10 protein-coding genes are annotated in these 12,745 nt (G+C 64.2%); 8 read left to right on the top strand and 2 right to left on the bottom strand.

Annotated elements, in window-relative coordinates; translation table 11 throughout:
- Positions 1–7 precede the first annotated feature (7 nt).
- Positions 8–2,371, top strand: coding sequence for a transketolase (locus tag X265_RS26700; RefSeq protein WP_128967536.1), 2,364 nt, complete (start codon positions 8–10; stop codon positions 2,369–2,371).
- Between the two features lie 276 nt (positions 2,372–2,647).
- Positions 2,648–4,078 (top strand): aldehyde dehydrogenase family protein, encoded by a 1,431-nt coding sequence (locus tag X265_RS26695; RefSeq protein WP_128967535.1) that lies wholly within the window; start codon positions 2,648–2,650, stop codon positions 4,076–4,078.
- A 220-nt stretch (positions 4,079–4,298) separates the two neighbouring features.
- Here the strand turns inward: X265_RS26695 and X265_RS26690 are convergent, their stop codons facing one another.
- Positions 4,299–5,279: an SMP-30/gluconolactonase/LRE family protein gene (locus tag X265_RS26690; RefSeq protein WP_128967534.1), complete on the bottom strand. Its 981-nt coding sequence runs from the start codon at positions 5,277–5,279 to the stop codon at positions 4,299–4,301.
- 89 nt (positions 5,280–5,368) lie between these two features.
- Between X265_RS26690 and X265_RS26685 the strand changes: the two genes are divergently transcribed.
- The gene (locus X265_RS26685; RefSeq protein ID WP_128967533.1) at positions 5,369–6,193 is read left to right on the top strand and encodes an NAD-dependent epimerase/dehydratase family protein; all 825 of its coding nucleotides are present in this window, start codon (positions 5,369–5,371) and stop codon (positions 6,191–6,193) included.
- A gap of 257 nt (positions 6,194–6,450) precedes the next feature.
- Positions 6,451–6,864, top strand: coding sequence for a hypothetical protein (locus X265_RS26680; protein ID WP_128967532.1), 414 nt, complete (start codon positions 6,451–6,453; stop codon positions 6,862–6,864).
- Positions 6,865–7,014: 150 nt separating this feature from the next.
- Here the strand turns inward: X265_RS26680 and X265_RS26675 are convergent, their stop codons facing one another.
- Positions 7,015–7,719, bottom strand: a complete 705-nt coding sequence (locus X265_RS26675; RefSeq protein WP_128967531.1) for a GntR family transcriptional regulator — start codon at positions 7,717–7,719, stop codon at positions 7,015–7,017.
- Between the two features lie 172 nt (positions 7,720–7,891).
- Here X265_RS26675 and X265_RS26670 point away from each other — a divergent pair, with 172 nt between their 5' ends.
- From X265_RS26670 to X265_RS26655, 4 genes are all read left to right on the top strand, one after another.
- Positions 7,892–9,604 (top strand): IlvD/Edd family dehydratase, encoded by a 1,713-nt coding sequence (locus X265_RS26670; protein ID WP_164938809.1) that lies wholly within the window; start codon positions 7,892–7,894, stop codon positions 9,602–9,604.
- A gap of 60 nt (positions 9,605–9,664) precedes the next feature.
- Positions 9,665–10,660 (top strand): TRAP transporter substrate-binding protein, encoded by a 996-nt coding sequence (locus X265_RS26665; protein ID WP_128967529.1) that lies wholly within the window; start codon positions 9,665–9,667, stop codon positions 10,658–10,660.
- Positions 10,661–10,828: 168 nt separating this feature from the next.
- Positions 10,829–11,407, top strand: coding sequence for a TRAP transporter small permease (locus X265_RS26660; protein ID WP_128967528.1), 579 nt, complete (start codon positions 10,829–10,831; stop codon positions 11,405–11,407).
- Entirely contained in the window at positions 11,404–12,744 is a 1,341-nt protein-coding gene (locus X265_RS26655) for a TRAP transporter large permease (protein ID WP_128967527.1), read from the top strand. The genes X265_RS26660 and X265_RS26655 overlap by 4 nt, the downstream gene beginning before the upstream one ends.
- Position 12,745 lies beyond the last annotated feature (1 nt).

Below are 12,745 nucleotides of genomic sequence, written 5' to 3'. Positions count from 1 at the left end.
CATCGCCATGCCCGTTGATTCCGATCGTCTCGAAACCCTGACAGCCCTCAGCCGCAAGGCGCTGTGGCTGTCCTCATGGACCATCCATCACGCCAACCACATCCGCCCGAATGCGGACGGCCTGAAGGTCGGCGGCCACCAGGCCTCGTCGGCGTCGCTCGCGACCATCATGTCGGCCTTGTACTTCCACGTGCTGCGGCCCGAGGACCGCGTCGCGGTGAAGCCGCATGCGAGCCCGGTGTTCCACGCCATTCAGTATCTGTTCGGCCGCCAGAGCCGCGAGAAGCTGGAGAATTTTCGCGGCTTCAAGGGCGCGCAGTCCTATCCCTCGCGCACCAAGGATGTCGACGACGTCGATTTCTCCACCGGCTCGGTCGGCCTCGGCGTCGCGCAGACGCTGTTTGCCTCGCTGGCGCAGGACTACGTCAAGGCCCATGGCTGGATGAAGGACCGCCGCGAGGGGCGGATGATCGCGCTGGTCGGTGATGCCGAGATGGACGAGGGCAACATCTTCGAGGCGCTCGCCGAAGGATGGAAGCACGGCCTGCGCAACACCTGGTGGGTGGTCGACTACAACAGGCAGTCGCTCGATGCCGTCGTGCGCGAGGGGCTTTGGGAAAAGTTCGAGACCGTGTTCCGCAATTTCGGCTGGGACGTCGTCATCGTGAAATACGGTCGCCTGATGCGTGAAGCGTTCGCCGAACCCGGTGGCGGAGCGCTGAAGGCCTGGATCGACAATTGTCCGAACGCACTCTACGCAGCCCTGTGCTTCCAGGGCGGCGCCGCTTTTCGCAAGCATCTGCAGGACGAGATCGGCGATCAGGGCCCGATCACGAAATTGATCGACAAGCGCAGCGATGAGGAGCTGCTGGCGCTGATGTCAAATCTCGGCGGCCACGATATGGCGAGCATGTTGGAGGCGTTCGAGTCCATCGACCACGATCGCCCGGTCTGCTTCATCGCCTACACCATCAAGGGCGTTGGCCTGCCGTTCCAGGGCCACAAGGACAATCATGCGGGCCTGATGACGGTCGCGCAGATGGAGAAATACCGCGAGAGCCAGAACATCCGGCCCGGGCACGAATGGGACAAGTTCGAGGGCCTGACGCAAAGCGCCGCCGAGCTGGAGACCTTTCTCGCGCGCGTGCCGTTCAACAGGGATGGCCGCCGGCTGACCGCGCCTGTTATCGAGGTGCCCACGTCGCTCGCCTTCAAGCCGTCGCCGCAGATGTCCACGCAACAAGGCTTTGGGCTCGTGCTGAACGAGATCGCGCGCGGTGACAGCGAGCTGGCAAAGCGCATCGTCACGACCTCGCCCGACGTCACCGTCTCAACCAACCTCGGCCCGTGGGTGAACCGGCGCGGCCTGTTCGCGCGCGCCGAGAAGGCGGACTTATTCCGCAGCGAGAAAATTCCCTCGACCTACAATTGGGACGCCTCGCCAAAGGGCCAGCATCTCGAGCTCGGCATTGCCGAGATGAACCTGTTCATCATGCTCTCCGCGCTCGGCCTGTCGCACCAGATCAACGGCGCGCGGCTGCTGCCGGTCGGCACGCTCTACGATCCCTTCATCGAGCGCGGCCTCGATGCGCTCAACTACGCCTGCTACCAGGATGCGCGCTTCATGGTGGCGGCGACCCCATCAGGCATCACGCTTGCTCCGGAAGGCGGCGCACACCAGTCGATCGCAACGCCCCTGATCGGCATGGCGCAGGACGGGCTCGCCTCGTTCGAGCCGGCCTTCGTCGACGAGCTTGCTGTCATCATGGCTTTCGGCTTTCAGCACATGCAGCGCGAGCCGGGCGAGGGCGGTTCCGTCTATTTGCGGCTCTCGACGCGCAGCATCGAGCAGCCGCAGCGGATCATGACGCCAGAGCTGCAACAAGGCATCACCGACGGCGCTTATTGGCTGCGCAAGCCCGGCCCGAATGCCGAGGTCGTGATCGTCTATACCGGCGCGGTGGCGCCCGAGGCCATCGAGGCCACCGGCTTCATCGGCGAGGACAGGCGCGACGTCGGCCTGCTCGCGATCACCTCGGCGGACCGTCTCCACGCAGGGTGGACCGCCGCACGGAAATTGCGCCGCGATCGGCGCGGCGTGCAGCATCTCAGCCACATCGAAAAGCTGCTGGCGCCGCTGCCGCGCGACTGCGGCATCGTGACCGTGATCGACGGTCATCCCAGCGCGCTCGGCTGGCTCGGCAGCGTCCGCGGTCATCGCGTCGAGGCGCTCGGCGTCGAGCAGTTCGGCCAGACCGGCACGATCGCTGACCTTTATCGGCACTACGGCATCGACGCCAACGCGATCATCGATGCGGCGGAAAGCCTCACCACAGGGGCACCGGTGCTGCATCGGAAGATGGCGGTGTAGCGGAGCCAACCGTCCTGTCATTCCGGGGCGACGCGCAGCGTCGAACCCGCAATCCATCGGGCGTCAGGACAGGTGGCGAAATGGATTCCGGGCTCGCGACTTTGTCGCGCCCCGGAATGACGGCTGTGAGAACCTTGCCACGTTCCCGCCCTCGGCTCATATAACCTCCGTCCGCCGCAACGCTGGCCCCGCATATGGCGGGTTCAACTGCCGGCGCTTTCGTGCAAGGATGCCTGCCGAAACGCCCCCCTCCAAGCCCCCAAGAAGAGGTTAACGATGGTCAATCGCATGCAATTCTACATCGACGGCGCCTGGGTCGATCCCGCCGTCAAGAAGTCCACTCCGGTCGTCAATCCCGCGACGGAAGAGGCGATGTACGAGGTTGCGCTGGGCTCCAAGGCCGACGTGGACAAGGCGGTCGCCGCCGCCAAGCGCGCCTTCGCCACCTTCTCCCAGACCAGCCGCGAGGAGCGCGTCGCGCTACTCTCGAAGATCATCGAGGTCTACAAGGGCCGCCTCAAGGAGATCGGCGCCGCCGTCTCCGACGAGATGGGCGCGCCGCTGCCGATGGCCGAGAAGCTCCAGGCCGGCGCCGGACTCGGCCATCTCATGACCACGCTCGACGTGCTCAAGAACTATCATTTCGAGGAGCCGGTCGGCACCGCCATGGTGCTGCGCGAGCCGATCGGCGTGGTCGGCATGATCACCCCGTGGAACTGGCCGCTCAACCAGATCGCCTGCAAGGTCGCGCCCGCGCTCGCCGCCGGCTGCACCATGATTTTGAAGCCGTCGGAGTTCACGCCGACCTCGGCTTTGATCTTTGCGGAAATCCTCCATGAAGCCGGCGTGCCGAAGGGCGTGTTCAATCTCGTCAACGGCCTCGGCCCGGAGGTCGGCGCCGCCATGAGCGAGCACCCCGACATCGACATGATCTCCTTCACCGGCTCGACCCGCGCCGGCATCGATGTGGCCAAGCGCGCCGCGCCCACCGTGAAGCGCGTCAGCCAGGAGCTCGGTGGCAAGTCGCCGAACGTCATCCTCGAAGGCGCCGACCTCACCAAGGCGGTGACCGGCGGCGTGATGCACATGTTCAACAACTCCGGCCAGTCCTGCAACGCGCCCTCGCGCATGATCGTGCCGCTGTCGAAGATGAAGGAAGTCGCCGCGATCGCGAAGGCCGTCGCCGACAAGACCAAGGCGGGTGATCCGCGCGCGGATGGTACGACGATCGGTCCCGTGGTGAACCGCGGCCAGTGGGACAAGATCCAGGGCCTGATCAAGAAGGGCATCGATGAGGGCGCAACGCTCGTCGCCGGCGGCCCGGGTCTGCCCGAAGGCGTCAACAAGGGCTTCTATGTCCGTCCGACCATCTTCGCTGACGTCACCCCTGACATGACGATCGCGCGCGAGGAGATCTTCGGACCGGTACTGACCATCATCGGCGCCAAGGACGAAGCCGATGCCGTCAAGATCGCCAACGACACGCCCTATGGCCTCGCCGGCTACGTCTACGGCCCGTCGGTCGAGGACGCCAAGCGCGTCGGCCGCCAGATCCGTGCCGGCAACGTCAACCTCCAGGGCGTGCCGAACGACCGCACCGCGCCGTTCGGCGGCTACAAGCAGTCGGGCAACGGCCGCGAGTGGGGCAAGTTCGGCCTCGAGGACTTCCTCGAAGTGAAGGCGGTGGCCGGCTTCAACGCGGCGTAAGTTTGAGCGCTCGAATGAACATGACGCCGGAGCGGCAAACCGCTCCGGCGTTCCTGTTTTTCTAGTCATTGCGAGCGAAGCGACTTGCTCCGCCGTCATTCCGGGGCATCGCGAAGCGATGAGCCCGGAATCCATTTGGCCGCGGGCGCTGCTGCACGATGGATTCCGGGTTCGCGCCGAAGACGGCGTGCCCCGGAATGACGATGGCGAGAGGACCCGTCTATCCCCCCACCGCGCCTTGCGTATTCACATACAGTGCGTAGATCGACTGGCTTGCCGCCATGAACAGGCGGTTGCGTTTGACGCCGCCGAAGCAGAGATTGGCACATCGTTCGGGCAACGCGATACGTCCGATCATGACGCCGTCGGGCGCGAACACCACGACGCCGTCGAGTTCGGGATCGCCCATGCCCCAGCCGCACCAGAGATTGCCGTCGACGTCGCAGCGCATGCCGTCAGGCGTGCCCGGACCGGCATCGATATGCACGCGCTTGTTCGAAATCGACGTGCCATCGGCCGAGACATCATAAGCGAGGATCTTGCGGTTCGGTACGCCACGGGACTCCACGACGTAGAGAATCGTCTCGTCGGGCGAGAAGCACAGCCCGTTCGGGCCCAGCACGCCCTCGGCGACCACGGCCGCCTTGCCGCTCGCGGGATCGAGTCGGTAGACGTTCGGCTCGATCTCGGACTCGGCCTTGTAGCCCTCGTAATTGCCGAGCAGGCCGAAGGTGGGATCGGTGAACCAGATCGAGCCGTCCGATTTGACAACGACATCGTTCGGCGAGTTCAACCGCTTGCCGTTGAATTGATCCATCAGCACGGTGATCTCGCCGTCATATTCGGTGCGGGTCACGCGGCGGCCGCCGTGCTCGCAGGTGATGAGGCGGCCCTGGCGGTCGCGCGTGTTGCCGTTGGCGAAATTGGAAGGCTTCCTGAACACCGACACCGCGCCGGTCTCTTCCTCCCATTTGATGATGCGCTGGTTCGGAATGTCGCTGCAGAGCAGATAGCGCCCGTCACCGAACCAGACCGGACCCTCGGCCCAGCGCAGGCCGGTTGTCAGCCGCTCCACGGCCGAGAGCTTCAGCCAGTATTTTTCGAAGCGGGGATCGAGCGCGTGAATGGCCGGATCGGGGTAATGAGTCGCCGGCCGCCAGCCCTGGCGGGCATCCTGGGTGTGGGACGATGCCTCATTCATGTCGGTTCTCTCGTTTCGTTCCCTCTGGACAATCCAGCTATCATTAGAGACACGTGACCGCAAATCGGTCGCCACATACGAGGAAAGATATGCCGCGCATCTTGATGACGGGAGCTTCGGGCGGAATCGGAACGCGCCTGCGCAAGCTGCTGCCGCCGATCTATCCGGATCTGCTGCTCTCCGACATCCGTCCCCCGGCGGATCTCGGGCCGAACGAGCAGTTCAAGGCGGCGGACCTGTCCGACCTGGCGCAGTGCGAGGCGATCTGCGAGGGCGTCGACGGCATCATCCATTTCGGCGGCTATTCGGTCGAAGGCCCCTGGAACGACATCCTCCAGGCCAACATTATCGGCGGCTACAATCTGTTCGAGGCCGCGTACCGCAAGGGCGTCAAGCGCGTGGTGTTCGCTTCGTCCAACCACGTCGTCGGATTCTATCCGCGCCACCAGAAGATCGGCACCGACGTCACCGTGCGCCCCGACGGACGCTATGGCGTCAGCAAGGTGTTCGGCGAAGCGGTTGGCGCGCTCTATGCCGACAAGCACGGCCTCAAAGTCACCTGCATTCGTATCGGCAATTGTGACGAGAAGCCGCTCGATCACCGCCGCATCGCGATGTGGCTGAAGCCGGAAGATCTGGTGCAGCTCTGCCGGATCGGGCTCGAGCATCCCGAGATCCATTTCGAGGTCTTCTACGGCGTCTCGCTGAACGAGCGCGCCTGGTGGGACAACAGCCGCGCCTACGAATTCGGTTACCGCCCCGTCGGCCGTTCCGAAGATCATGTGGCACACGCCATGGCCGAGCAGGCCAAGCTCAAGCCAGATCCGATCGGCGATCATTTTCAGGGCGGCGCGTTCGCGAGCAAGGAATTCGACGGGGACGCGAGCCGGATCATCGATTGGAATAAGCGGTAATCGTTTGCTGAGACATCGCCGCGGACGGTGTCTGCAAGGACGGTGAGAGTAGGATACTCAACTCTCACCATTGTCATTGCCAGCGCAGCGAAGCAGTCCAGAGTCTTTCCGTGGAGGGATTCCTGGATTGCTTCGCTGCGCTCGCAATGACGTGTCCGAGCGTGTCAATTTGCGGAGACGGCCGTTGATCTAGATCAACGGCCCATGGACATCGTCTGGCTCTCGATATGTGCGATCGCAATTCGAGAGCCACGACAATGAAATTCAAATTGTCACTGGTCGCAATGCTCGGGATGATCGTGTCCTGGCCGTTGCGCGCTGCACCGCTCAGCGATGCCGAAGCGACCTTCCTCGACCAGCTCGTCACGGCATCGGTCGTGCTGGAGCAACGATGCGTCGGCTACGAGGTCGATGGCGCGGGCGCTGTCCAGCTCGGCGCCCGGCTGCTCGGCAACCCCAATGCGGCGATGGCGATGATTGACGCCTATTCCGCGGCGATCAAGGCTCACGATGGCGAGAGCTACGATCACGACAAATTCCGACCCGAAGTTTTCGAGGCCGCCCGCAAGGCGTTCAAGCGCGTCCGGACGGATTTGATCAGGAGTCCGAAAAGGGCCTGCGCTGCCTATGGCGAAGCCAGTGTGGAACGCGGCCTGTTGAGGCGGTTTTGACAAACACGCACAGAACCTCGCGTCATTGCGAACAGCGAAGCAATCCAGAATCTCACCGCAGAGGAACCCTGGATTACTTCGCTGCGCTCGCAATGACGCGTCGACGGAGCGCTGTTACCAGGGCGAGTCTACGGCTTGCGGAAAGTTCGCTCACCGAGAAGCGGGTATAGACGGAGGCACTAGATCTCCCGCAATCCGCGCCAAATAATCCTTCTTGCTGAACTGCATATGATCCACGCACAGCTGCGCCAGTGCCCAGCTGTCGCGGCCCTTCAAGAGCTCGATCATCAACTCGTGCTGGCGCCGCGATTGCGCGAGGCCGTCGCGATCGGCGAGATTCTTCGCGCGCATCGGCAGCGTCAGGTTCATGTAGTCCTGGAGTGAGCGTACTAGGTAGGGATTGCCGCAGGCGGAGAACAGCGCGAGGTGGAAGGCGTCGTTGGCCTCGTGGATGCCGCGCAGATCCTTCACATCCGCCTTGGCGCAGTATTGCCGTTGCAAGGCGGTCAATTGGTCGATCAGGCTTTTGGGCGCGGGCAGGGGGATCATCAGCGCGGCTTGCCGGGTCAGCATCTCGCGGACCTCGTAGATCTGCCGGACCTCATCGGCCGCATAGAACCGCACGGTGGCGCCGACATTCTTCTCGCGGCGGACGATGCCGCGGCGTTCGGCATCCACCAGCGCCTGGCGCACGAAGTGGCGCGAGGTGCCGTAGCGCGACATCAGCGCGTCCTCGGTCAGGCGCGCGCCCGGTGCGAGACGGCCGAAGATGATGTCCTCCTCCAGCCGCGCAACGACGTCATCAGGATCGTCGCGCCTGACAGGCCTGGCCTCTGCGGTGCGGATGTCGGACATGCCCTCAGCCTCCCGGCGCCCGCCGGCTTGCCTCAGGGAGCAGAGAACGGGCAGATTGTCAATAATCTGGCGGCTAGGCGGTGCGCCGGTCCAGAAATAGCGGGGCGGGCGCCAATGTTATTGACAATCGAGGGGCAGCCTGTACCACAATGGCAACTCAGGGAGTGACGTGATGACGAGTGGCTTGCGCAAGGGTCTGACGAGCTATGGCGATGCCGGCTTCTCGCTGTTCCTGCGCAAGGCGTTCATCAAGGCCATGGGCTATTCCGACGACGCGCTGGAGCGCCCGATCGTCGGCATCACCAACACCTATAGCGACTACAATCCCTGCCACGGCAATGTCCCCCAAATCATCGAAGCCGCCAAGCGCGGCGTGATGCTGTCGGGCGCGATGCCGTTCGTGTTCCCGACCATCTCGATCGCCGAGAGCTTCGCGCATCCGACCTCGATGTACCTGCGCAATCTGATGGCGATGGACACCGAGGAGATGATCCGGGCGCAGCCGATGGATTCGGTGATCGTGATCGGCGGCTGCGACAAGACGCTGCCGGCGCAGGTGATGGCCGCGATCAGCGCCGATCTGCCGACGGTGGTCATTCCCGTCGGCCCCATGGTGGTCGGCCATCACAAGGGCGAGGTGCTGGGCGCCTGCACCGACTGCCGCCGCCTCTGGGCGAAATATCGCGCCGGCGACATGGACGATGCCGAGATCGAGGCGGTGAACGGCCGTCTCGCGCCGTCGGTCGGCACCTGCATGGTGATGGGCACGGCTTCGACCATGGCCTGCATGATCGAAGCTATGGGCCTATCGCTGCCGATGAGCGCGACCATCCCGGCGCCGCATGCCGAGCGTTTCCGCCTCGCCGAGGCCAGCGGTCGCGTGGCCGCCGAGATGGCCAAGACCAAGGGACCGAAGCCGAGCGAACTCCTGACGCCGGCGTCGTTCAAGAACGCACAGGTCGTGCTGCAGGCGATCGGCGGCTCGACCAACGGCCTCATCCATCTGACCGCAATGGCACATCGCTCGCCGCACCGGCTCGATCTCGCAGCGTTCGACCAGATCGGCCGCGAGGTGCCGGTTCTGGTCGACCTCAAGCCGTCCGGCGAGCATTATATGGAGCATTTCCATCATGCCGGCGGCGTGCCGAAGCTGCTGGCGCAACTCGGCGATCTCGTCGATCTCGATGCCAGGACGATCTCGGGCCAGACGCTGCGCGACGTCGTAGCCAATGCGGAAGACGTGCCCGGCCAGGACGCGATCCGCTCGCGCGACAATCCGATCAAGACAGAAGGCGGCCTCGCCATCCTGCACGGTAACCTCGCGCCGCGCGGCGCCGTGATCAAGCAGTCGGCCGCGAGCCCGAAGCTTTTGAAGCATACGGGACGGGCCGTCGTGTTCGAATCCGTCGAGGATATGACCTTGCGGGTCGACGATCCCGATCTCGACGTCACCGCCGACGACGTGCTGGTGCTGCGCAATGCCGGCCCCAAGGGCGCGCCCGGCATGCCCGAAGCGGGATACTTGCCGATTCCAAAGAAGCTCGCGCGCGGCGGCACCAAGGACATGGTGCGCATCTCCGATGCGCGCATGAGCGGTACCGCGTTCGGCACCATCGTTCTCCACATTACGCCGGAATCCGCGGTCGGCGGGCCGTTGGCGCTGGTGAAGAACGGCGACATGATCAGCCTCGACGTGGCCAAGCGCAGCATCGAGCTTCTGGTCGATGCGGCCGAGCTGGAGCGCCGGCGCGCGGCCTTGAAGCCGGCTGCCGCGTTCGAGGAGGCGCGGCGCGGCTATGCCTGGCTGTTCCACGAGACCATCATGCAGGCCGACGAGGGCTGCGACTTCGACTTCATGCAGAGGACTGGCAAGCAAACTGAGTAACGGCTGACAACGAACGCCCAGACCGCTGAAAGCGGCGGGCGATAACACAAGGGGGAGACGATGACTGCACGATCCATGCGTGCATTGGTGGCTGCGGCCGCCATGCTGTTCGTCACGGGCGCGGGGGCACAGGAGGTGAAGCATTATCGCTTCGCTTACGACCAGCCCCGTAACACCGGCTATTCCATCGCCGGCGACCTCTTTGCCGACAAGCTCAAGGAATTGAGCAAAGGCACCATGATCATCGACCAGTATCCGGGCGCGCAGCTCGGCCAGGAGCCGCAGGTGCTCCAGCTCGTCAAGTCCGGCGACGTCGAATTCTCCATCGTTTCCTCCGCCAACACCGCGACGATCTCGCCGCAGGCCGGCGTGATGTCGCTGCACTATCTGTTCCGGGACGAGCAGCATGTGATCAAGGGGCTTGCGGACCCCCGCGTGTTCGAAGCGCTCAAGACCATGATCGAGGAGACCACGCAGGGCCTGCACTTGATCGGCACGGGCTCGCAGGGCGTCCGTCACATGTACTCCAAGAAGGAGATCCACAATGTCGGAGATATCAAGGGCCTGAAGGTCCGCGTACAGGCGACCGCGACCGAAGACACCATGTTCCCGGCGTACGGCGCCCAGACGGTGCACATGCCGTTCGGCAGCGTCTACACCAGCCTGCAGACCGGCGTCGTGGACGTCGCCGAGAACAGCATCAATGTCTACCTCGTCAACAAGCACTACGAAGTTGCCCCGGTGCTGAACATCACCGAGCACGAAGCCAACAACGCGCTGGTATTCGTCTCCGACAAGCTTTGGCAGAGCCTCTCGGCCGAGCAGAAGGGCTGGGTGCAGACCGCGGCCAACGAGATCAGCACCAAGGAGCCCGCGAAAGCCTTCGACCTCGAGCGCAGTGCGGCCGAGAAGCTGAAGAAGATGGGCGTCAAGGTCGTCGACAACGTCGACAAGAAGAGCTTTACGGCGATCGCCGATCCTTATCTGGACAAGCTCGCCAAGGAGCTCGGCCCGCACGCCGAGAAGATCAAGGATCTGATCCGGTCGATCAATTGACGTAATGCCGGAAGACGGTGCGCTCCCTCTCCCGCTTCCGGGAGAGGCAGGGGAGAGGGTGTCTCCGCATTGGGACAATTCCCTCGAGGAAAGAACCCTCACCCGGCGCTCCGCGCCGACCTCTCCCGCAAGCGGGAGAGGTGTAGCCAGCCGCAGCCGGGGATATCAATGCCCATCGCCGACAAGCTCATCCTCCAACGCCAACGCCATCTCAAATGGCGCGCGCTCGACTGGCTTGAGCTCGCGCTGATGATCCTCTGCGGCGTGCTGTGCTTCGGCTTCTCCCTGTCGGTGACCGCCGACGTCGTCACCCGCACGATCGGTCATCCCTGGCTGTGGCTCCAGGAGGTCACATCGACGCTGTTCATCTACGCCATCTTCATCGGCACGGCGGCAGCGACGCGGCGCAACGATCACCTCTATCTCACCGCGATCTCCGAGGCGATGCACGGCACGCCGCGGGTGATCGTCGAAGTGATCATCCGGATCATCGTGCTCGGCGTCGCCTTCTGCTTGATCTGGTACGGCTACCAGAATTACCTGCGCGGCTTCGGCAGCTTCCGCCTGCCGTCGGGCACGCCGATCGCTTCGCTCTATGCGATCATCCCGCTGTCGGGCGTGCTGATCGGCCTGTTCACGATCGAGCAGCTCGTCAACGGCCTGCGCAACGGCTTTGATCATCCCACGCCGCCGGACGAGGATGCGGCGCCCGTCGTCACCGAGGCGCAGGCGAGGGCGCAGCCGTGAGCGCACCCGTCGTCCTGGCGTTGATGTCGATCTGCTTCCTGTCGTTCGGCTATCTCGGCGTGCCCGTGCCGTTCTCCTTGATGGCCGGCGTCTTCATCGGCGCGATGCTGTCCGATGTGTCGCTCGCCGCGATCATCCAGAAGATCTTCGACGGCGTCGATTCCGAAGCGCTGCTCGCCATTCCGTTCTTCCTCCTGGTCGGCGAGCTCATGAGCTCGGCCAATGTGGTGGTGCGAATTGCCAATCTCTCGGTGTCGCTGGTCGGCCATATCAGGGGCGGGCTGTCGCAGGTCGTGGTCGTCTTCAGCATGTTCTTCTCGGAAATGTCGGGCTCGACCACCGCCGACGTCGCCGTGATGAGCCGGGCGCTCGGCGGTCCGATGAAGCGCGAGGGCTACGAGCCCGCCTTCATCGCCGCGATCATCGCCTCGGCCTCGACCATCGCCGCGCTGGTGCCGCCGAGCATCACCGCCGTGGTCTATGGCGCGGTCGGTAACGTCTCCATCGCCGGCCTGTTCATGGCGGGCGTCGTGCCCGGCTTGATGATCGGCTTCGGCCTGATGATCTACTGCTATTTCTTCGGCCCCTCGGGCTTGCGCAAGCCGCGCGCGCCGCTGCGGCAGATCGTGTTCGCGGCCGGAGATGCGGCGCTGCCGCTGATGATCCCGGTGATCCTGCTCGGGGGCATCCTGACCGGCTGGTTCACGCCGACGGAGGCCGGCGTCGTCGCCGTGGTGTGGATCATCCTGGTGGTGATCCCCGGGCTCAACCGCGGGCACTTCAAGAAGATCCCGTACGATTTCTGCCTGGCCGGCCTGATCTTCTCGCTGCCGCTGATCACCATCGGCGCCGCTAACGCGTTCGGCTGGATGCTCGCTTACTTGCGCGGTGCCAGCTACATCGCCGAGATGATCACCTCGATTGCGGGCCACGATCCGCACCTGATCATGCTGCTGATGGTGCTGCTGTTCACCGTGGTCGGCGACTTCATCGAGCCGGTGCCGACCATCATCATCTTCATGCCGCTGGTCAACACGCTGACGGAGGCGGGCGACATCAACGGCGTGCACATGGGCGTGGTGCTGATCGCGACGCTCGCCTTCGGCCTGATCACGCCGCCCTACGGCCTGGTGCTGCTGATGGCCTCGAAATTCGTCGGCATCAGTTTTGCCAAGGCGCTGCGTGCGGCGCTGCCGATCTATGTCGTGTTCTTCGCCACCATTGCCTTTGCGATCTATTTCCCGAGCGTCGTGCTGTGGCTGCCGCGGCACGTGCTTCCCGAATCGGTCGGCTGCTTCAAGTCGCCGGCGGGGACGGGCTACATCTGCCCGCAGTAGC

The organism is Bradyrhizobium guangdongense, assembly GCF_004114975.1.
Classification (GTDB): Bacteria; Pseudomonadota; Alphaproteobacteria; order Rhizobiales; family Xanthobacteraceae; genus Bradyrhizobium; species Bradyrhizobium guangdongense.
The sequence above is the reverse complement of the archived record's forward strand: the minus strand, read 5'-3'. Positions and strand labels throughout refer to the sequence as shown.